Source organism: Saccharothrix coeruleofusca, from assembly GCF_017876325.1.
In the GTDB taxonomy this organism is placed as follows: Bacteria; Actinomycetota; Actinomycetes; order Mycobacteriales; family Pseudonocardiaceae; genus Actinosynnema; species Actinosynnema coeruleofuscum.
Map to the genome: position 1 here is coordinate 2,606,827 of NZ_JAGINV010000001.1, position 20,151 is coordinate 2,626,977.

Consider the following 20,151-nt stretch of genomic DNA (forward strand, 5'->3'; position numbering starts at 1 on the left):
GGTCGGTGACGGAGCGCGTTCTTCCTCCCCCTTTGGAGTCAAGATGTCCCGAATGCAGACGGTCACCCGGACACCGGTGCAGACAGCGGCCATGGCGGTGAGCGCGGTGTTCGTCCTTGTCGGCATCGCCGGGTTCATCCCCGGTCTGACCACCAACTTCGACCAGCTGCACTTCGCCGGTCACCAGTCCGAAGCGCAGTTGCTGGGCATATTCAACGTGTCCGTGCTGCACAACCTGGTGCACCTGCTGTTCGGCGCGGTGGGCCTGCTGATGGCCCGCTCGGTCCGGGGCGCCGCGTCCTACCTGGTCGGCGGCGGCGTGGTCTACCTGCTGCTGTGGTTGTACGGCCTGCTCGTCGACCACGACAGCGCGGCGAACTTCGTGCCGCTCAACGACGCCGACAACTGGCTGCACCTCGGTCTGGGCCTGGGCATGATCGCCCTGGGACTGACGTTGGGCAAGCGGTCGGTGCCCGACAATCCTCGCGGCGGGGTCTGATCCCCGCCGCCCGCCCGACTGCCGCTCCGCGCACCACCGGCGGAGCGGCAGTCGCGTGTTCACCCGGTGAACGTGCGCACCAGCAGGAACAGGTTCAGCGCGGAGATGGCCCCGGCGGCCACCGCCCCCGCCACCGTGGTGGCGCGGCTGTTGACCGCCTGCCCCATCACGTCGGCCCGCCTGCCCAGCAGCACCAGCGGCACCAGCGCGAACGGGATGCCGAAGGACAGCACGACCTGGCTGAGCACCAGCGCCTGGGTCGGGTCCACCCCCAGTGCCAGCACGCCCAGCGCGGGCGCCATGGTGGCCAGTCTGCGCAGCGACAGCGGGATGCGCCTGCGCAGGAACCCCTCCATCACCACCTGACCGGAGTAGGTGCCCACGCTGGAGGAGGCCAGCCCGGAGGCCAGCAGCGCCAGCGCGAACGCCAGCGCCGCGCCCGGCCCCAGCAGCGAACCCAGCCCGCCGTGCATGTCCTCCAACGACTCGCGGGGCGCGCCCTGACCGTGGAATGCGCTTGCCGCCACCAGCAGCATGCTGGCGTTGACCGCCCCGGCCACCCCCAGCGCGACGAGGATGTCCGCGCGGCTGGCCCGCAGCATCCGCCGCTGGGTCGCCGGGTCGGGCTGGTGGTACCGCTGGGTCAGCGCCGAGTGCAGGTAGATCACGTGCGGCATGACCGTGGCACCGAGCATCCCGGTGGCCAGCAGCACGCTGTCCACCCCGGCGAAGCCGGGCACCAGCCCGGCCGCCGCGCCGGTCATCGGCCCCAGCTGCAGGGTCTGGTAGAGGAACCCGCCCAGCACGATCGCCAGCAGGCCGATGATCACCGACTCGAACCGCCGCCTGCGCAGCGGCTGCAGCACCAGGATTCCCGCCGAGACCACCGCGGTGATCAGCGCCGCGGGCAGCAGCGGCACCCCGAACAGCAGGTTCAGCGCCACCGCCGCGCCGACGAACTCGGCCAGGTCGGTGGCCATGGCCACCAGCTCGGCCTGCAGCCACAGCAACCCGGTGACCGGCTTGGGGTAGTGCTCGCGGCACAGCTGCGGCAGGTTGCGCCCGGTGGCGATGCCCAGCTTGGCCGACTGGTACTGGATGAACATCGCCAGCGCGCTGGCGCTGACGATCACCCACAGCAGCAGGTAGCCGTGGGTGGCCCCGCCCGCCATGTTGGTGGCGAAGTTGCCGGGGTCGACGTAGGCGACGGCGACGACGAACGCCGGACCCATGACCACCGCGGCCGAGCGCAGGCGCGCCGCGACGGGCGCCCGCGTCGAGATGCCGACCATGCCTGGACTCCTTCCGTGCACGGGGGCGCCGCCCGGCGCGGGGCCGGGCGGCGCCGGTGGCAGCCGGTGCTCAGGTGAGCTTGCGGATGGCCCTCTCGATCAGCCCCAGGTTGGCCGGGCTGGTGGCGTACAGCAGCGGGTCCGGCGGCGGCGCGGAGGCCTTGCCGCCCAGCGGCTCGACGTTCATCAGGTAGGAGAACTCGTGCGTGCCGTCCGGCGCCGGGCCCGAGGCCCAGCGGCCCTCCGGGCCCGCGGTGCCGTCGGAGTTGTGCCAGATGGTGCCCGCGTGCTCCTGGTGCTCCTCGTCGAACAGCGCGCTCGGCGAGACCGGGCCCTCCAGCCCGTCCTCCTGCAACTCCTCGATGGCCGCCAGCCACATGTTCTGGTGGGCGGTGTCGCGCGCGAGGTTGAACTTGAGCATGTCGCGCACGCCGGGGTCGTCGGTCATGTTGTACAGCCGCGCGGTCTGCAGCCTGCCCTGGGCCTCGGCGGCGACGTTGGCGCGGAAGTCGGCCATCAGGTTGCCGCTGGCCACGATGTAGCGGCCGTTCCAGGGCACCCCGTTGGCGTCGGACAGGGTGGGCCCGCCGCCGCTGACGATCGCCTGCTGCGGGTCCATGCCGCCGATGACCGCGGCCACCACCGGGTCGTCGGCGACCATCTTCGCGGTGACCTCGGAGGGCGCGCCCTCCAGCAGCCGGGCCACCATCGTGGCCAGCATCTCCACGTGGCCGATCTCCTCGGTGGCCACGTCCATGATCAGGTCCTTGTACTTGCCCTCCATCCGGCAGTTCCAGCCCTGGAACAGGTACTGCATCGTCACGGTCATCTCGCCGAAGGCGCCGCCGATGAGCTCTTGGAGTTTGCGGGCGAAGTGGGCGTCGGGGTTCGCCGGCTTCGCTTCGAACTGCAACCTGCTGGTGTGCAGGAACATCTGACCTCCTCGATCCATGCGGGGTGCGGTGACGCTATGGGGGGTGTGTGACGCGACTCGCGCGACGGCGGCACGCCCGCGTGACCGCCGCGTCACCGCCGCAGGTGAGCGGTGCCGGAAAACGAGTGACAACCGGTGTGAGGAGGCCGGGTTCGGGCATCCGACATGACCAACCCTCACACGCGATGGGCCGACCCGGATGACTGCTGCTCCTGTTGAACCCGCTTCCCGGCTGAGCATTCGCCTGCTCGACGGCTTCCGACTCGACTACGGGCACCAGCAGGTGCACGTCGTGCCCGCGGCGCGGCGACTGCTGGCGCTGCTGGCCCTGCGCGAGTCCCCGGTCAGCCGCACCGTCGCGGCGGCGCTGCTGTGGCCGGAGGCCACCGCCCGGCGGGCCGCGGCCTGCCTGCGCTCGTCGCTGTGGCGGTTGGCCAAACCCGCCGGGCCGTTAGTGGAGACCGCCGAGGACACGCTGCGCCTGGGGCCCGGCGTGGAGGTCGACTTCCGCCGCGCCTGCGTGCTGGTCGCGCGCGCCGCCGCGCCCGGCCCGCCGCCCGACGCCTCCGCGGTGGCGTTGTTCAAGGCCGACCTGCTGCCCGGCTGGGACCAGCCGTGGGTGGCCACCGAGCAGGACTGGTGGCGGCAGGCCCGGCTGCGCGCGCTGGAGGCGCTCAGCGAGCGGTTCCGCTCCTGCGGCGACCACTTGCGCGCCCACCAGGCCGCGCTGGCCGCGGTGCACAGCGACCCGCTGCGGGAGAGCGCCCACCGCACGCTGGTGGAGCTGCACATCGCCGACGGCAACCCGGCCCAGGCGCTGCGCCAGTACGCCTCCTACCGGTCCCTGCTGCGCGCCGAGCTGGGGCTGAGCCCGTCGCCGGAGATGAACCGGTTGGTCCAGCCGCTGCTGGGCGGCGCGCGGTGACCGGGACCGATCTCGGCGCCGCGCTGGTGGCGTGGGCGCTGCTGTGGGGTGCCGGGCTGGCGCTGTTCGGCCTGGCCTGCAGGCTTTCGGCGCAGCAGCCCCGGCCCGCGCGCGAGGCCCGCCGCATCGCGGCCTGGCAGCGGGCCAGCCCGTGGGCGCTGGGGGTGTGCTCGGTGGTCGCCACCGCCGGGGTGCTGCTGCTGGCGTTCACCGGGTGAGGCGGACCTCGTCACGCGCAGGTGTGGACCACGCCGTTCGGGGCACCCGTCCGCCGTGGGACAGGAGGTGCCGATGACGACCTTCACCGACTTGGCGGACCTCGTCGAGCTGGTCGAGCAGCGCGGGCCGGAGCTGTTCGTGCGCTGGTCCAAGGGACCGGACGCGGACGGGGTCGGGTGCGGTGAGCAGTCCAGCCGGGACACCTTGACCGGGGTGCGGCTGCCGGGGCTGTCGGCCAACCCGCTGCGCGTGGAGCCCTGGTGGGGTGACCGCCCGCTGCGGCTGTGGGTGGCCCGCCGCCTCTACGACTACCGCCACCTGCGCGAGCGGCGCGGCCCGGAGGTGCGTCCCTGGTTGATCGAGGGGGAGGAGGTCAGCCGTGGCCCGGACAACGAGCCGCTGGTGATCTGCCACCGGCCGGTCGGCTGGATCGCCGACGAGGTGCTGCGCGAGTGCGAGCGGCTGGTGGACCAGGCCAACGGCGCGGACCGGTGGGGACCGCTGGACCGGGAGAGGTGACGCCCCGGCGGACGGGTATATCGGTTGCGCCCTGCCTGGGGGGTGGCCAAGCTGACGCCCGCACAACGGCGGGCGAGAGGGCGGAACGGATGGTCGAGCACACCTACCGGGTCATCGTGCGTGGCAGGTTCACCGACCTCGACCAGGCCGGACGACAGAGGCTGCTGGCCCAGGTCGACCGGCACGGCCTGCTCACCAACGGTTTCTCCGAGCGGGGAGCGCTGTCCTACGACCGGTCGCTGGACTTCTTCAGCTTCCGCGTGCAGCTGCGCGCCGAGGTCGAGGCGAGCGACCGCGCCGTGTGCGACCGGGCCATGGCGCTGGCCGCCCAGGCGGTCGAGGCGTTCGGCGTGGACTTCCGCGACATGCGCGCCTCGGCCACCGACGTGGACCTGATCAAGGTGCGCCGCCGCTAGCCCGAGCCCCGCCGCGGCGGGGCGGCCCGAACGTTCGGTTCGTGGTGCGCGAACGCTCGGTTCAGGGCACCCGGATCAGCGTCACCCCGTCCCGCAGCGGCAGCAGGACCTGCTCGAACGACGGGTGGGCGGCCACCCGCGCGTTGAACTCGGCGATGGCCGCGCCCTGCGCCGAGCGGTGCCGCGCGTCCAGGTAGACCTCCCCCTGGTACAGGGTGTTGTCCACGACCACGACCGCTCCGGGTGCCAGCAGCCCGCGGCGGTAGGCGGTGTCGAGGTAGGCCCAGTACTGGGTCTTGTCCGCGTCGATGAAGGCGAAGTCGAACATCGCGCCCTGCCGGGCGAGCCGGTCCAGCGTCTCCAGGGCGGGGCCAGGAGCCAGGGTGATGCGGTCGCACCCGTCGAACGCGGCTCGGGCGAATTCCGCCGCGCGCGGGTCGGCCTCGCAGGTGATCACGTGGCCCCCTGCGGGCAGCGCCTCGGCCATGGCCAGCGCCGAGTAGCCGGTGAAGGTGCCGATCTCCAGCACCCGCCGCGCTCCCGAGACGGCCACCAGGAACTTCAGCAGTTGCCCCTCCACGTGGCCGGACAGCATCTCCGGCTCCAGGGTGGCCACCGCGTCGGGGGAGTGGGCCCACACGTGCCGGGCGGTCCGCTCGGCCACCGCGGCCAGCCGCTCGGACTCGGCCGTGGTCATCGCGGACAGGTAGTCCTCCAGGCCCGAGGCCAGCGCCAGTGCCCTGGTCAGCCGCGGCGAGGGCTGCTCCCGGCCCAGCGCGGCCAGTTCGCCGACCAGCACGGCCAGCGGGGTCACCGGCCGCATCAGGACCACCTCGCGTCGCGCAGGTACATGCCCAGCCCGGCGCCGCCGTCGGGGAACCCGGCGCAGCGAACCCGGTGCCTGTCCACCGCCTCGGCCAGCAACGAGTCCTCCACCTCCGCCAGGTAGTCGCACTTGCCCAGGCCGCCGCGCGGGGCCACCGCCCACAGCGCGGACCCGCCGCGCTTGCGGCGCACCGACTCCTGGGCCACCCGCATCAGCTCCAGGTCCTCGATCACCGGGTGGTGCACGGCCAGGCCCAGGTCCCGGCACACCTCCAGCAGCGCGTCGCGGCTGTCCTCGTCCAGCCAGCCGATCAGGGTGGCCAGCGTCGCGGTGAACGCCATCTCCACCGCCACCGCGTGCCCGTGCAGCAGCCCGGCGACCGGCTCGAACTTGGTGCTCCAGGTGTGACCGTAGGCGTGCGGGCGGTCCTGGTGGGTCTCGAACATGTTGGTGCCCTCGTGCCGCAGGTAGGCGTAGAGGGAGCGGAACAGCACCTCGTCGGCGATCGCCGCCAGTCCCCGGTCCTCGCCGGTGGTGGCGAACCGGGTCTCCAGCAGCCCGCGGCCGTGCCGCTGGAGCAGCACGAGCAGGCCCTCGTCGTCGACCGCGCCCATCTTCACGATCTCCGCCACGCCGTGGCGCAGGTGCTCGGGCGCCAGGGTGCGGAACAGGGCGCGGTCGACCAGCGTGAGCACGGGCGGGTGGTAGGCGCCCATCGCGTTCTTGATCAGCGTGCCGTTGACGCAGGTGCGGGGCGAGGGGCCCGCGTCCACCGCGGAGACGATGCTCGTGCCGATCATGACGTAGGGGGTGCGCCGGTTGAGCAGGGCGCACGCCAGGCCCGCGGTGTCGGTGAGCACGCCCCCGCCGACGACCAGCACCGGCTCGTCCCGCGCGACGTCGCACTCCTCGCCGCCCAGGAATGCGGCCATGCGGCGCACCGTGTCGAAGGTCTTGTCCTCCTCCAGCGCCCGGCACACCATCGTGGTCAGCGGGATGCCGTGCGCGGCGAAGTACGCCCGCAGCGCGCCGCCGTGCAACCGGTCGACGGTGGCGTCCACGATCGCGGCGCACCGGCCCGCGGGCCGGTAGACCTCCGCCAGGTCCGGTGTCGTCGGGGCGAACACGTCGGTCACCAGCCGGACCTCGCTGCGCAGGCTGAAGGTCGCCTCCACGGTCAGCGACCGCCGGTCCGCGGCGCGGCTGATCCGGCCGGAACCGCCGTAGCGGGCGGAAGTGGCGTACTTGTCGCTGTCTCGCGCGGCGCTCATCGAAAGCCCTTTCTCGCCGGGACGGCGGTGTCAGACGAGCTTGCCGGTGGCCCAGTTGACCCGCTGCCAGCGCTTGCCCTCGGCGAGCGCGCGCAGCAGGAGGACCGGCAGCTGCACGTGGTGCGCCACCAGGAACGGCACGGGGTCGCGCCAGTCGAACACGGCGTCCTTGCCGCGCAGCAGGTCGTGCAGCCACGGCCGCAGCGCACGCCGCCGCAGCACCACGGGCAGCCTGCCCAGTTCCGCGCCCAGCCAGTGCACCGGCGGCGAGCCGGGCCGGGGGCGGACGACTTCGCCGGGCACCGGGTCGAGGTAGGCCGCGGCCAGCTCGGGGCTGTCGTGGAAGGCCACGACGGCGGAGTGCGTGCGCGGGTTGCACTCGATGGCGTAGGGGACGTCGTCGTCGCCGACGATGAAGTCGAACGACACCTGCCCGCTGAGCCGGTGCGCGGCGACGAAATCGCGGGCCCACAGCCAGATCGCGGGCACTTCGACGTGGTGGTAGTTCAGCTGCAGGGCCGAGGACTCCGAGCAGGTGTAGGCGGTGATCCGGCCGTCGTGGCAGGTGGTGTGCGCGCAGTACTCGCGGCCGGCGGCGCGTCGTTGCAGCACCCACGGCCGGTCCCGGCCGATCGCCAGGTCCGGCGGTGCCGCCGCCGGGTCGGCCATCACCACGACCCGGTGGTCGGTCGCCATGCAGGTCCACTCGGGCGGCTTGAGCACGAACTCGCGGCCGGTGAAGTCGACCTCGCGCAGCTGCCGCACGTCGGTGATCCGGCGCGTCTCCAGGTGCGGCAGGCCCGCGGCGCGCACGAGTTCGGCGAAGCTCGCCTTGTCGTTGAGCAGGTGGTGGGTCGCCGGGTCGTTGGCCAGCACCGCGCAGTGCTCGGCCAGCAGGGGAGCGGCGTCGGAGGTGGGCTGCGCGCGGCCCGGTTCGTCGATGACCGGCACCACGGTGTCCACGCCCTCGGCGCGGATGACCGCGATCAGGTCCCGGACGTAGCCGCGGGGGTCCTCGGCGGGGTCGGTGACGAGGTGGAAGGCGCGGGCCGCGCGGGAGAACCGCAGCGGCCCCCAGCGGTGGCGGGGGATCGACACGGCCACGACGCGGTGGCCCGCCTGGTGGAACTTCCTGGCCAGGAACAGGCTCTTGGTCATGTGCGCGGTGGTGACCAGCACCGTGCGCGCCCGTGGCGGCTCGTTCCTGGGGCGCTCGGGCAGCACCACGCGCGCCACCCCGCACACCAGCGCCGACACCGGGGCCGTGACGACCAGCGCGGCCAGCAGCGCCGCACCGCGTACCCGTGCCGACAGCGACGCCACGAACCCACCTCCCGACGCGTGCCCGCTTAGGGCTGCCCGACAGAAGTGCGGGCAACCGCCCGACCTGCCGATTCACCTGGACGTGTGCTCGCGGGCGTCCCCGGTGCCGGACAGCGACCGCAAATGCCGATCATGCAAATTTGCAGTGTCTGCACGTTCTCCGTATCGTGGAGCCGTGCCGGGGGAGGGATTGCGCGACCGCAAAAAGCGGCGCACACGGGCGGCTCTGGCCCGCGCCGCCGTGCTCCTGGCCGCCGAGCGGGGGCTCGACCACGTCACCGTGGACGACATCAGCGCCGCGGCGGGGGTGTCGCCGCGCACCTTCTTCAACTACTTCGCGGGCAAGGAAGAAGCCGTCATCGGGCCCGACCCGGACGCGGCCGCGCGCATCGCCGCGCGCATCGCGGCCCAGCCCGAGGACCGGTCCGCCGCGGTCGTGGTGCGCGACACCCTGCTGGCGGAGATAGCCGACGAGCTGGCGGACGACCCCGAGCTGTGCCTGCTGCGGATAAAGGTGGTGCACCAGCACCCCGCCCTGCTGACCCGCCTGTTCGCCGCGGGGGAGGAGACCGAGCAGCACATGGTGGCCGCCGTGGCCGCGCGCTGCGGGCTCTCCCCCCACGACATCTACCCGCACCTGCTGGCCGCCGCGGCCGGGGCCGCCTTCCGGGTCGCGATGACCCGGTGGGCCAGCCCGGAGGGGCGTCGTGACCCGGCGCGGCTGGCCGAGCTGTTCATCGAGGCCATGGACCTGGTGGCCGCCGGCTTGGCGGACCCGCCGCACCGATCCGACGAGGGATGATGACCGACTCCACGACGGCCCCGCCGCGCACGTCGCGCCGTGAGGTCGTGCAAGCCATGTCCGGGCTGATGATGGGCATGTTCATGTCCATCCTGGCCTCCACCATCGTGTCCAACGCGCTGCCGCGCATCATCGCCGACCTGAACGGGTCGCAGTCGGTCTACACCTGGGTGGTGACCACCGAGCTGCTGGCGATGACCGCGACCGTGCCGCTGTGGGGCAAGCTCGCCGACCTCTACAGCCGCAAGCTGCTCATCCAGCTGTCGCTGGGCCTGTTCGTGGTCGGCTCGCTGATCGCGGGCTTCTCGCCCAACGTCGAGGTGCTCATCGCCAGCCGCGTCGTGCAGGGCCTGGGCGCGGGCGGCATGACCGCGCTGGCCACCATCGTGATGGCGGCGATGATCCCGCCGCGCGAGCTGGGCCGCTACTCGGGCATCTTCGGCGCGGTGTTCGGCGTGGGCACCGTGGCCGGACCGCTGATCGGCGGCCTGCTGGTGGACACCGAGTGGCTGGGCTGGCGGTGGTGCTTCTTCATCGGCGTGCCGTTCACCCTGGCCGCGATCTACCTGCTCCAGCGCACCCTGCACCTGCCCGTGGTGCGCCGCGAGGTCAAGATCGACTACCTGGGTGCGGCGCTGATCGTCGCGGGCGTGTCCACCCTGCTGGTGTGGACTTCGCTGGCGGGCAACGAGTTCGCCTGGGCCTCGGCCTGGAGCGCGGTGCTGGTGGCGGCGGGCGTGGTGCTGCTGGCGCTGGCGGTGTGGGTGGAGAGCCGCGCGGCCGAGCCGGTGGTGCCCCTGTCGATCTTCGCCAACCGCACCGCCGCGCTGGCCACCGTGGCCAGCGCCCTGGTCGGCGTGGCCATGTTCGGCGGCACGGTGTTCCTGTCGCAGTACTTCCAGATCGGCATGGGCAAGACGCCCACCCAGGCCGGGCTGATGAGCCTGCCGCTGATCTTCGGCCTGCTGGTGTCCTCCACCGTGGCCGGGCAGCTGATCACCAAGTGGGGCCGCTGGAAGGCGTTCCTGATCGCGGGCGGCGTGGTGATGGTCGTCGGGATGCTGCTGCTGTCCACCATCGACGCGGGCACCACGGTGTTCGTGGTGAGCGTGCACATGGCCGTGCTGGGCGTCGGCGTGGGCATGCTGATGCAGAACCTCGTGCTGGCCGCGCAGAACGACGTGCCCGCCCGCGACCTGGGCACCACGACTTCAACGCTGACCTTCTTCCGCAGCCTGGGCGGCGCGATCGGGGTGAGCGTGCTGGGCGCGGTGCTGGCCAACCGGGTCACCTCGCTGATGGCGGAGAAGTTCGGGCCGGTGGCGGCGGGCGGCGGCGAGGTGCCGGACCTGGCGGCCCTGCCCGAGCCGGTGCGCGCGGTGGTGCAGGACATCTACGCCACGGCCACCGCCGAGCTGTTCCTCATCGGCGCCCCGATCGCGGCGGTGGCGCTGATCGCGGTGCTGTTCATCAAGGAGAAGCCGCTCAAGACGCAGAGCGGCGACGAGCGGCTGGCCGCCGAGATGGCGGGCCACTGACCCAGCGGGGAGGGTCGGCCGCGCCGACCCTCCCCGACCCCGGCCGGTCAGTCGATCCGCTTCTTCAGCTCCTCCTTGGCCTTGCGCAGCTCGTCCTGCGTCAGGCTGGGCTGGAGGGCTTCCAGCTTCTCCACCGGCACGGCGTAGACCTCGTCCAGGTCGACCAGCAGTTTGCTGCCCCTCGTCTCGGCCCGGCTGATGAGTGCCCTGGTCCTGCCGTTCCTGTTGCTGTAGGACTCGACCAGCACGACGACCTTCTGCTTGTTGTCGGCACCGCTGAAGTCCTGTTTGTTGAACTCGAAGTTGTAGACGTGGCCTGCGTGGACCTCGTCGGCTCGTGCCATCCGCTCCTCCTTCGATCGGTGACCACGAAGTTAGGCAACGGGCAGGCCGATTCGGCTTTTGGTGCGGAAGCGGCCTTTTGGCGGACTGCAGCAGGCGGACCGCTGAGAGGATCGGCTCCATGTCCTCGCCGAGCACCCGGCGTCGAGGCAGACTGACCTCGATCGCCGACGATGTCGGAGGGCCGACCACGAGGGTCCGCGGCAGGGTCGCGGTCGGCTGGCTGCTCACCCACAACCGGCTCTACGCCCCCGATCCAGCCCTCCGGACGAGCAGGGGTTTGGCCGCGGCCCTGGCGACTTCGAAGACGCCACTGGTCGACCACAGCACGGTGGTGCGCTGGGAGAAGGGGCAGAGCCGCGTACCGCTGCGCGTCCTGCGCCGGTATGAGGAGCTGCTGGGGATGCCTTCGGGGCGGCTGAGCGCGATCGTGACCAGTCTGGGCGGCACCTCGCCGCGCGAGCAGGAGGTCCCCGTGCGGGAGCCGGAGCTGTTGGAGAGGTGCCTGGGTGACGATCCCGTCACTGCCGTGGAGTGGTTCGACCTCGTTGACGGCCTGGTGCGCTCGCGCCCCGGTCCCCCGTTGGCCCAGTGGCGTTCACTGGCGCACCGGCTGGTGGTCGAGATGACGATCTCCACAGGTTGGCACTACCTGCTGCGGCTGTCCGCCCTGCAACGGTTGCACCGGCACCCGAGGGGCGGGCGCGCGCTGGTCGCCGCCGTCGAGGGGTTCATCGCCGACCCCGCGTGTCAGGTGATCGTGGACCCGGTCGCCTTGCTCGCCGGAAGCTGCGAGCTCGAGGCAGAGCAGCGGTTGTTGTCCATGCTCCGCGCGCCCCGCAACGACTCCGAACTGCGCGGCGCGCTCTCTGCGTGGAGCACCAGGCCACCTCGGCGAGCAGGCGGCGCTAGTAGACCGTCGCTTCTAACCTTTGGGGTAGAGGTGGCGGAGTCGGGTGCGGGCGTTGTCGGTGGTGAACTGCCAGCGGACCTTGCGTTGTTCGGTGTTGATGGCGTGTTGCCAGGCGGCGAGTTCGGCGTTGAGGGTGTCGAGGTCGCCGATGCGGCGGTCGAGGCATTGCCGTGTCAGCGCGGACGGTTCGATCTCGGCGATGTTGAGCCAGGACCCGTGCTTGGGGGTGTGGTGGATCTCCAGGCGCTGGGCCGGGGCGAAGGCCTCGCCGGGTTCGAACGCCTCGTAGAGCGAGGCGATGGTGTGGGTGTTGAGGTTGTCCATGACCAGCACCACGGTCTCGGCGTCGGGATAGTCCACGGTCAGGAGTTGTTTGACCTGCCCGGCCCAGTCGATCTTGGTGCGCCGGGGCAGGGCGTGGACACGGCGCCACCCGCGTAAGGGCTCTGCCCACACGAAGACCGAGCAGGTGCCGCACCGGACGTACTCGCTGTCCTCGCGGGCATCTCGGCCCGGCCGGGCTGGCAGCGGGTCGCGGACCTGGCCGAGGAGCACGACCACTTTCGCCAGTGCTGCTCCGGTGTTGCCGGCGAGCGGAGATGCCTCCAAGCTGGAAGTCTCGATGCAGGTTGGCGGCTTCGACAGCGCGGTGGCCGAAGCGAACGGTTACGAAATCCGAACCAGTGAGAACGGGACTCAATACTCTGTAAAAAGGGGTACCCCGAAGGGCTCGACGAATGACCTGATCGCGCAGGGCGAAGTAGAAGGCGGCTGTGGGAAGTCGTGGGTTTGGCTTACCCCGCGCGGCAACAGGGAAGTCAACATCAGAACCGGATTTTCGGTTTATGACGCGGTAGCTGATTTCTCGTGGACCGTGACGTTGGACGATCAGGGCGGCCAGACCAAGCATGATTCCCTGGGGCACTACGACGCTGACGGCTATGTGGACAAGAATCGTATTGTGGGAGGATTGACGCGCGGTAGCGCGAGGGCCTATGTCATCGCCTTGGTCAATTTTGCTATTCTCGTGGACGGTACGGTCGGCTTCTCTGGTGGACCTGCCGACACTGCAGTCATCTCCTGAGCGCCCGCTGTAGCAATGAGGCGCTCAGCTAACCGAAAGTGAGCGCTTCATGGACGACCGATCGATGGGGGCTGCGGATGTTCCTCGCAGCCCCCATCCTCGCGACCAGATCGCCGTCTTTCCAGCTCCGGTAGCCTCGGCGTCTTCGGGCATGGGCCTCGGACCGATCGCCACCTTGGCAACCCAGGGCGTCAATGGCCAGCCGTGGGCCGTCGATGTCACCTATAGGAGCCCGGCTGGGAGGTTGCTGTCGGAGATCAGGACCGTTCGGTCACCGCACGGTCTTGACCCGCGAGGGCTTCCTGTGGAGAACACTGAAATCCAACTGCTCAACTTCCTGATCAGAACCCGCGAACGCGAGCCTGGTAACGCCGTGCCAACGCGCGAAAGCTCCGCAGCGGACTATGACATGGTCCGGGCCGCCGTTGGCGAGGCAGTCGCTGTGCCCGTGAACATCATGATCGATCAGAATCCACTTTCAGGGACTCGGGTCGACGCGCTTGGTGTCGCAGTGATCGAGGCCAGTTGGGGGGAGTGCACCGTCTACCTTACCGGCACGCCGGACCATCTCGGCACCCTTGAATTGCACACAACGACGACGGCCGACGTCGACCATCTCTAGTAGCGTGTCGCTGCTTAGTTTTGACGCATGTGGCTGGGAGGCTGTTGCTATGGCCTCCCAGTTGAAACGGCCGGTCAGGTTGTCGGCGCGGGATCGTGAGGAGTTGATCCGGTGGACCACCACGGGTGTGCATCCGGCGTCGTCGATCATGCGGGCGCGGGTGCTGCTCGCGCTGGACACCTCGGCGGGCGAGCCGGATCCGAAGGAGGTGATCGCGGCGCGGCTCGGGGTCTCGGGCGAGACGCTGCGGCTGGTGGCCAAGCGGTTCGCCGAGTCCGGCGGCGATGTGTTGGCCACGATCTCGCGCAAGAAGCGTGACCTTCCGCCGGTGCCCTCCCCGGTGACCGGCGAGGTCGAGGCCCGACTGATCGCGCTGGCGTGCTCGCAGCCACCGGCGGGGCACGCCCGGTGGTCGTTGCGATTGCTGGAGAAGCACGTCAAGCTCACCGAGGACATCCCGAATCTGGACCACTCCACCATCGGGCGGGTGTTAAAAAAACGGAACTGCGTCCTCATCTGAGGAAGTGCTGGAACATCCCGCCGCGGGCCAACGCGGAGTTCGCCGCCCGCATGGAGGACGTGCTCGCGGTCTACGCCCGGCCGCACGACCCCGCCCGTCCGGTGGTGTGCATGGACGAGAAACCCTTCCAGCTCCTCGGCCAGGTCCGCGAGCCGCTGCCCGCCCGGCCGGGCCGAGACGCCCGCGAGGACAGCGAGTACGTCCGGTGCGGCACCTGCTCGGTCTTCGTGTGGGCAGAGCCCTTACGCGGGTGGCGCCGTGTCCACGCCCTGCCCCGGCGCACCAAGATCGACTGGGCCGGGCAGGTCAAACAACTCCTGACCGTGGACTATCCCGACGCCGAGACCGTGGTGCTGGTCATGGACAACCTCAACACCCACACCATCGCCTCGCTCTACGAGGCGTTCGAACCCGGCGAGGCCTTCGCCCCGGCCCAGCGCCTGGAGATCCACCACACCCCCAAGCACGGGTCCTGGCTCAACATCGCCGAGATCGAACCGTCCGCGCTGACACGGCAATGCCTCGACCGCCGCATCGGCGACCTCGACACCCTCAACGCCGAACTCGCCGCCTGGCAACACGCCATCAACACCGAACAACGCAAGGTCCGCTGGCAGTTCACCACCGACAACGCCCGCACCCGACTCCGCCACCTCTACCCCAAAGGTTAGAAGCGACGGTCTACTAGCGCCGCCTGCTCGCCGAGGTGGCCTGGTGCTCCACGCGGAGAGCGCCTCGCGGCCGGTCCGGGAAGCCGCTGCCGACCTGCTGGCCACGATGCCGTCCCAGGTCCTGCCGCAGGGGACGCGCCGCAGGCTGGCCGGGCAACACGGCCACCGCACGGTCATCGCGCACCGCCTGAGCACCCCTGTGGTGGGTGACCCACCGGCAGTCACCCGGTTGCTCGACGCCCTGGTCGCCGCCGCGACCGGCCGTCACCACGACGATGGGCTGGCGCCGCGACTGGTCCGGCAGGCGCTGTTCAGCACGGACAGCGACATGCGGGTGGTGGCCGCGAACGTCCTGCGCACCTCGCCGTTCCGCGACGCCATCGCCGACGCGCTGGCGGAACTGCTGATCGCCCCACTACCGGGCACCGACGCGGTGACCGAGGCCGCGCTGATCAACCTGCTCGGCAGCCTCGGGGCCCAACGCCACCGGCCCGCGCTGGAGCGGCTGCTGTGCGCCGCACCGGACCGGGCCGCCGCGGCGTCCTTCGCGCTGGCGCACATGCCCGGCGGGACCGACCTCGCGGCGTGGCGGCGGGTGCTGGCCGACCACGGCGCGGAAGGGCACGAACCGCTGCACCGCGCGGTCCTCTACGCGGTGGCCATGAACCGGGACCGCGCGGCGTTGACCTTGCTCCGGACGAGCGCCACCACCTCGCCGGACGTGGCGCGCCGGGCGAGGTGGTGGTTGGACCTGCCCGAGGCGCTGATCTCCAGCGCTCGGACCTGAGGATCAGCTGTCCCAGCTGACCGGCAGTGAGTGCACGCCGTAGACGATCATCTGGCTGCGCATCGGCACCCGCTCCGGCTCGACCTCCAACCGCAGCCCCGGCAGCCTGCGCAGCAGCTCGGTGAACCCCACCGCCATCTCCACCCTGGCCAGCTGCTGACCCAGGCACTGGTGGATGCCGTGCCCGAAGGCGATGTGCGCCCCGCGCGGTCGCGTCACGTCCAGCTCGTCGGGGTCGGCGTACTGGCGGGTGTCGCGGTTGGCCAGTGGCACCGACACCACCACCGTGGCGCCTTCCGGGATGACCTCGTCGCCGATCCGCACCTCCTGGGTCGTGACGCGGTTGATGCCCAGGTGGACGATCGACAGGTAGCGCAGCAGCTCCTCCACCGCGCCGTCGACCAGCGAGGGGTCCGCGCGCAGCGCGGCGAGCTGCTCGGGGTTGCGCAGCAGCGCGAAGGTGCCCAGCGCGAGCATGTTCGCGGTGGTCTCGTGGCCCGCCACGAGCAGCAGGTTGGCGATGCCCACCAGCTCGTCGTCGTCCAGCGGCGGCTCGGCCGCGCTGTGGACGAGCCCGGACAGGATGTCGTCGGCGGGCCGCTCGCGCTTGTGCCGCACCAGCTCGTGCATGAAGGCGCGCAGGCCGTCACCCGCCTCCAGCAGCTCCTCGACCGGCAGGTCGACCCGCAGCACCTTGGCCGAGCGCTCCTGGAACTCGGCCCGGTCGGCGTAGTCGACGCCCAGCAGCTCGCAGATCACCAGCGACGGCACCGGCAGCGCGAAGTCGCGCACCAGATCGGCGGGCGGCCCCTGCGCGATCATCGCGTCCAGCTGGTCGGTGACGATCTGGTGCACGCGCGGGACGAGCTGCTTCATGCGGCGCACGGTGAACTGGCCGGTGAGCAGCTTGCGGTAGCGGGTGTGCCGGGGCGCGTCCATGGTGATGAAGCTGCCCGCGCGGGCGCGCTCGTCGAGCAGCCGCTCGCGGACGTGCGGCAGCAGCTTCTCCCGCACCGCGGGGTGCCCCAGGATGTCGGAGCTCAGCCGCGCGTCGGCCAGCGCGGCGCGGCACTCGGCCATGCCCGTGATCACCCAGACCGGGTCGCCGTCGCGGGTGGCGATGCGGTGGACCGGCGCCTGACCGCTGAGGCGGACCAGTTCACGGGGCGGGTCGAACGGGTGGCCCTCGGGGCGCTCGGCGAGCACCGAGGGCAGGGACAGCCCGAACCTGTCCAGGTCCGGGCGCGGGTGGGAAGCGGTGGGCGTGTCGGACATCAGTCCTCCTCCGGCCCGGTCCCCCTGACCGGGCGGCTTCGTCACCCACGGTACCAACGCGTGCGCGCTGGGCAATGTTCTTGCCGGGTCGGCGCTCCGCGTCGCGCAGGCGACGACCAACGGCTGAGAACGCGACGACTTCCGGCTGAGCCGGTCTCAGGTGGACTGTGAAAGGCTTCCCGCGTCCGCCGCCACTCGCGGGCGTCCCCATGCGCTTGTCACCCAAGGAGAAACGGCACATGTCCGTGCTGGCTCGGCTGAGCCTGGCCAACCGGAGCCTCGTCGGGCTGCTCAGCCTGGTGGTCATCGGCTTCGGCGTCCTCACGCTGCCCTCGTTGAAGCAGCAGCTCTTCCCGTCCATCGAGCTGCCCGCCGCAGTGGTGGTCGCGCCCTACCCCGGCGCCTCGCCCGACCTGGTCGACAGCCAGGTCGCCGAGCCGATCCAGGCCGCCGCGCGCGGCGTGGCGGGCGTGGAGCAGGTGCTCACCCGCTCCGCGGAGAGCTCCGCGACGGTGCAGGTGATGTTCACCTACGGCACCGACCTCGACGCCGGGGTCTCCCAGCTCCAGCAGGCCGTGAACAGGCTGCAGCCCCGCCTGCCCGAGGGCGTGGAGCCGACCGTGGCCCAGGGCAGCACCGACGACATCCCGGTGGTCGCGCTGGCCGCCACCGCCGGTGACGACGACATCGCCACCGCCGCCCGGCTGCGCGCCGAGGTGGTGCCCGACCTGGAGGCCATCCCCGGCGTGCGCGAGGCCACCGTCAGCGGTGAGCGCGAGCGCGAGGTCACCGTGGCGGTGGACTACGCCCGGCTGGCCGCCGCCCGCGTCGACCCGACCGCGCTGACCGCGGCGCTGTCCGCCGCGGGCGCCACGGTGCCCGCGGGCTCGCTGACCGAGGCAGACCGCACGCTGACCGTCCAGGTCGGCGGGCCGATCACCTCCGTGGAGGACCTGCGCGCCCTGGTGCTGCCCTCGCCCGCCGGACCGGTCCGGCTCGGCGACGTGGCGCAGGTGCAGTCCGCGCCCGCCGCGGCCACCGCGATCACCCGCACCGACGGCGAGGCCACCCTCGGCATCAGCGTCACCATGAACGCCGACGGCAACGCGGTGGAGATCTCCCGCGCCGTGCGCGACCGGCTCGACGAGCTGGGCGAGGCCGCGAACAGCAAGCTCACCGTCGCCTTCGACCAGGGCCCGGCGGTGGAGAAGGCCATCAGCGGCCTGACCACCGAGGGGCTGCTGGGCCTGCTGTTCGCCGTCGTGGTGATCCTGCTGTTCCTGCTGTCGGTGCGCTCCACGCTGGTGACCGCGGTGTCCATCCCGCTGTCGGTGCTGGTGGCGCTGCTGGCGCTGTGGACCGGGGACCTGTCGCTGAACCTGCTCACCCTCGGCGCGCTGACCATCGCGGTCGGCCGGGTGGTGGACGACTCGATCGTGGTGCTGGAGAACATCAAGCGGCACCTGGAGTACGGCGACGAGAAGCAGCGCGCGGTGCTCGACGGCACCCGCGAGGTGGCGGGCGCGGTGACCGCGTCCACGCTGACCACGGTGGCGGTGTTCCTGCCGATCGCCTTCGTCGGCGGCATCGCGGGCGAGCTGTTCGGACCGTTCTCCATCACGGTGACCGTGGCGCTGCTGGCGTCGCTGGTGGTGTCGCTGACCATCGTGCCGGTGCTGGCGTACTGGTTCCTCAAGCGGCCAGAGGTGCCCGCCGACCCGGCCGAGGCTGAGCGCGTCAGGCAGGCCGCCGTGGACAAGGAGCGGCGCAGCCCGCTGCAGCGCGCCTACGTGCCCGTGCTGCGGTTCGCCACGCGGCGGCGGTGGGCCACCCTGCTGATCGCGGCGCTGGTCTTCGGCGGCACCCTCGGCCTGGCCAGTGGTCTGGAGACCAACTTCATCGACGACGCGGGCGGCACCGCGCTGCAGGGCACCCAGAAGCTGCCTCCCGGCAGCAGCCTGGCCGCCCGCGACGAGGCCGCGCGCGAGGTCGAGGCCGTGCTCGCCGAGACCGACGAGGTGGAGACCTACCAGGTCACCATCGGCGGCGACAGCGGCCTGGCCGCCTTCGGCATGGGCGGTGGCTCGGACACCAGCATCCGCGCCACCGTCCGCGAGGGCACCGACCTGGCCGCCCTGCAGCAGCGGCTGACCGAGCGCCTCGGCGCCACCGGCGGTGCGGGCGAGGTCGCCTTCGGCGCCGCCGCGTCCGGGTTCGGCTCGGACTCCATCGACGTGCTGGTGACCGCGCCGGACGCGGACACCCTGCGCGCGGCGGCGGACAGCGTGCAGCGGGCGGTCTCCGGCACGCCGGGCGTCGGCGAGGTGACCAACGACCTCGCGGTCAGCGCGCCGCGCGTGCAGGTGGTGGTCAACCAGGCCGCCGCGGCGGCGCGCGGCCTGTCGGGGCAGGCCATCGGCCAGTTCGCGGCGCAGGCGCTGCGCGGCGTGCCGGTGGCCGAGCTGCCCATCGGCGGCGAGCCGCAGCGCGTGCTGCTGCGCAGCGGCACGACCCCGGCCGACGTCAACGCCCTGCGCGCGCTGCCGCTGCCCGGCGGCGCGACCCTGGGGCAGGTCGCCGAGGTGTCGGTGGTGGACGGCCCGGTGCAGGTGCGGCGCACCGACGGCGCGCGCAGCGCCACGGTCTCGGCCAAGGCCACCGGCAGCGACCTGGGCGCGGTGACCACCGAGCTGACCTCCCGCCTGGACGCGCTCGACCTGCCCGGCGGCGCGGACTACCGCATCGGCGGCGTCAGCGCCGACCAGGCCGAGACCTTCGCCGACCTGGGCCTGGCCATGCTGGCCGCCATCGCCATCGTGTTCCTGATCATGGTGGCGACCTTCCGCAGCCTGGTGCAGCCGCTGATCCTGCTGGTGTCCATCCCGTTCGCGGCGACCGGCGCGATCGGCCTGCTGCTGGCCACCGGCACCCCGCTGGGGCTGCCCGCGCTGATCGGCATGCTGATGCTGGTCGGCATCGTGGTGACCAACGCGATCGTGCTGATCGACCTGGTCAACCAGTACCGGGCGGAGGGCATGGGGGTCACCGAGGCGGTGGTGGAGGGCGGCAGGCGCCGCCTGCGGCCGATCCTGATGACCGCGGCGGCGACGATCTTCGCGCTGCTGCCGATGGCGCTGGGGATCACCGGCGAGGGCGCCTTCATCGGCAAGCCGCTGGCGATCGTGGTGATCGGCGGGCTGATCAGCTCCACGCTGCTGACGCTGCTGCTGGTGCCCACGCTGTACTCGATGGTGGAGAGCCGCAAGGAGCGCCGCCGGTCCCGCGCGGCCGACGGCGGGCAACCGGTGCGGGAGCGCGAGCCGGTCTCCGTGTGACGACGGCGGGCCCCGCCGCCGGACTCCCGGCGGCGGGG

At 71.8% G+C, this 20,151-nt stretch carries 21 protein-coding genes; 13 read left to right on the forward strand and 8 right to left on the reverse strand.

The window, feature by feature from the left end; all coding sequences use genetic code 11:
* Nucleotides 1-43: 43 nt before the first annotated feature.
* Nucleotides 44-499 carry a DUF4383 domain-containing protein gene (locus tag JOF41_RS11965; RefSeq protein WP_189223696.1) on the forward strand — a complete coding sequence of 152 codons (456 nt, stop codon included), beginning with the start codon at nucleotides 44-46 and terminating at the stop codon, nucleotides 497-499.
* Between the two features lie 59 nt (nucleotides 500-558).
* On the opposite strand, the gene JOF41_RS11970 is transcribed toward JOF41_RS11965, so the two are convergent.
* A complete protein-coding gene (locus JOF41_RS11970; RefSeq protein ID WP_209618631.1) occupies nucleotides 559-1,791 on the reverse strand; it encodes an Nramp family divalent metal transporter in 1,233 nt (410 codons plus the stop codon).
* A gap of 70 nt (nucleotides 1,792-1,861) precedes the next feature.
* Nucleotides 1,862-2,725, reverse strand: coding sequence for a manganese catalase (locus tag JOF41_RS11975; RefSeq protein ID WP_189223694.1), 864 nt, complete (start codon nucleotides 2,723-2,725; stop codon nucleotides 1,862-1,864).
* A gap of 199 nt (nucleotides 2,726-2,924) precedes the next feature.
* Between JOF41_RS11975 and JOF41_RS11980 the strand changes: the two genes are divergently transcribed.
* The 4 genes from JOF41_RS11980 (at nucleotide 2,925) to JOF41_RS11995 (ending at nucleotide 4,804) form a co-directional block, all read left to right on the forward strand.
* Entirely contained in the window at nucleotides 2,925-3,650 is a 726-nt protein-coding gene (locus JOF41_RS11980; RefSeq protein WP_189223693.1) for an AfsR/SARP family transcriptional regulator, read from the forward strand.
* Entirely contained in the window at nucleotides 3,647-3,868 is a 222-nt protein-coding gene (locus JOF41_RS11985; RefSeq protein ID WP_209618634.1) for a hypothetical protein, read from the forward strand. Before JOF41_RS11980 ends, JOF41_RS11985 begins: the two co-directional genes overlap by 4 nt.
* Before the next feature lie 73 nt (nucleotides 3,869-3,941).
* The gene (locus JOF41_RS11990; protein ID WP_189223691.1) at nucleotides 3,942-4,388 is read left to right on the forward strand and encodes a DUF6098 family protein; all 447 of its coding nucleotides are present in this window, start codon (nucleotides 3,942-3,944) and stop codon (nucleotides 4,386-4,388) included.
* 89 nt (nucleotides 4,389-4,477) lie between these two features.
* A complete protein-coding gene (locus JOF41_RS11995; RefSeq protein WP_189223690.1) occupies nucleotides 4,478-4,804 on the forward strand; it encodes a DUF6204 family protein in 327 nt (108 codons plus the stop codon).
* A 61-nt stretch (nucleotides 4,805-4,865) separates the two neighbouring features.
* On the opposite strand, the gene JOF41_RS12000 is transcribed toward JOF41_RS11995, so the two are convergent.
* The 3 genes from JOF41_RS12000 to JOF41_RS12010 are packed head-to-tail and all read right to left on the reverse strand — an operon-like array spanning nucleotide 4,866 to nucleotide 8,224.
* Nucleotides 4,866-5,627: an O-methyltransferase gene (locus tag JOF41_RS12000; protein WP_209618636.1), complete on the reverse strand. Its 762-nt coding sequence runs from the start codon at nucleotides 5,625-5,627 to the stop codon at nucleotides 4,866-4,868.
* Nucleotides 5,627-6,901 (reverse strand): 3-dehydroquinate synthase family protein, encoded by a 1,275-nt coding sequence (locus JOF41_RS12005; RefSeq protein WP_209618639.1) that lies wholly within the window; start codon nucleotides 6,899-6,901, stop codon nucleotides 5,627-5,629. Before JOF41_RS12005 ends, JOF41_RS12000 begins: the two co-directional genes overlap by 1 nt.
* A 30-nt stretch (nucleotides 6,902-6,931) precedes the next feature.
* The gene (locus tag JOF41_RS12010; RefSeq protein ID WP_244989571.1) at nucleotides 6,932-8,224 is read right to left on the reverse strand and encodes an ATP-grasp domain-containing protein; all 1,293 of its coding nucleotides are present in this window, start codon (nucleotides 8,222-8,224) and stop codon (nucleotides 6,932-6,934) included.
* A 175-nt stretch (nucleotides 8,225-8,399) separates the two neighbouring features.
* Here JOF41_RS12010 and JOF41_RS36960 point away from each other — a divergent pair, with 175 nt between their 5' ends.
* Both JOF41_RS36960 and JOF41_RS12020 read left to right on the forward strand, forming a co-directional pair.
* Entirely contained in the window at nucleotides 8,400-9,026 is a 627-nt protein-coding gene (locus JOF41_RS36960; RefSeq protein WP_229795634.1) for a TetR/AcrR family transcriptional regulator, read from the forward strand.
* On the forward strand, nucleotides 9,026-10,564 hold the full coding sequence (locus JOF41_RS12020; protein ID WP_209618645.1) for an MDR family MFS transporter: 1,539 nt from the start codon (nucleotides 9,026-9,028) through the stop codon (nucleotides 10,562-10,564). The genes JOF41_RS36960 and JOF41_RS12020 overlap by 1 nt, the downstream gene beginning before the upstream one ends.
* A gap of 47 nt (nucleotides 10,565-10,611) precedes the next feature.
* Here JOF41_RS12020 and JOF41_RS12025 read toward each other — a convergent pair whose 3' ends face one another.
* Nucleotides 10,612-10,908, reverse strand: coding sequence for a hypothetical protein (locus JOF41_RS12025; protein WP_209618662.1), 297 nt, complete (start codon nucleotides 10,906-10,908; stop codon nucleotides 10,612-10,614).
* A 923-nt stretch (nucleotides 10,909-11,831) separates the two neighbouring features.
* Nucleotides 11,832-12,380, reverse strand: a complete 549-nt coding sequence (locus JOF41_RS12030) for a transposase (protein ID WP_209618666.1) — start codon at nucleotides 12,378-12,380, stop codon at nucleotides 11,832-11,834.
* 19 nt (nucleotides 12,381-12,399) lie between these two features.
* Between JOF41_RS12030 and JOF41_RS12035 the strand changes: the two genes are divergently transcribed.
* From JOF41_RS12035 to JOF41_RS12055, 5 genes are all read left to right on the forward strand, one after another.
* Complete coding sequence (locus JOF41_RS12035; protein ID WP_209618668.1) at nucleotides 12,400-12,903, forward strand: hypothetical protein; 504 nt, start codon at nucleotides 12,400-12,402, stop codon at nucleotides 12,901-12,903.
* A gap of 49 nt (nucleotides 12,904-12,952) precedes the next feature.
* A complete protein-coding gene (locus JOF41_RS12040) occupies nucleotides 12,953-13,525 on the forward strand; it encodes a hypothetical protein (protein WP_209618670.1) in 573 nt (190 codons plus the stop codon).
* A 103-nt stretch (nucleotides 13,526-13,628) separates the two neighbouring features.
* On the forward strand, nucleotides 13,629-14,045 hold the full coding sequence (locus JOF41_RS12045; protein WP_209618673.1) for a helix-turn-helix domain-containing protein: 417 nt from the start codon (nucleotides 13,629-13,631) through the stop codon (nucleotides 14,043-14,045).
* Entirely contained in the window at nucleotides 13,934-14,716 is a 783-nt protein-coding gene (locus JOF41_RS12050) for an IS630 family transposase (RefSeq protein ID WP_209618676.1), read from the forward strand. The genes JOF41_RS12045 and JOF41_RS12050 overlap by 112 nt, the downstream gene beginning before the upstream one ends.
* Before the next feature lie 43 nt (nucleotides 14,717-14,759).
* A complete protein-coding gene (locus JOF41_RS12055; RefSeq protein WP_209618679.1) occupies nucleotides 14,760-15,503 on the forward strand; it encodes a hypothetical protein in 744 nt (247 codons plus the stop codon).
* 3 nt (nucleotides 15,504-15,506) lie between these two features.
* On the opposite strand, the gene JOF41_RS12060 is transcribed toward JOF41_RS12055, so the two are convergent.
* The gene (locus JOF41_RS12060; protein ID WP_209618681.1) at nucleotides 15,507-16,778 is read right to left on the reverse strand and encodes a cytochrome P450; all 1,272 of its coding nucleotides are present in this window, start codon (nucleotides 16,776-16,778) and stop codon (nucleotides 15,507-15,509) included.
* 239 nt (nucleotides 16,779-17,017) lie between these two features.
* Here JOF41_RS12060 and JOF41_RS12065 point away from each other — a divergent pair, with 239 nt between their 5' ends.
* Complete coding sequence (locus JOF41_RS12065; protein WP_209618684.1) at nucleotides 17,018-20,113, forward strand: efflux RND transporter permease subunit; 3,096 nt, start codon at nucleotides 17,018-17,020, stop codon at nucleotides 20,111-20,113.
* Nucleotides 20,114-20,151: the final 38 nt, after the last annotated feature.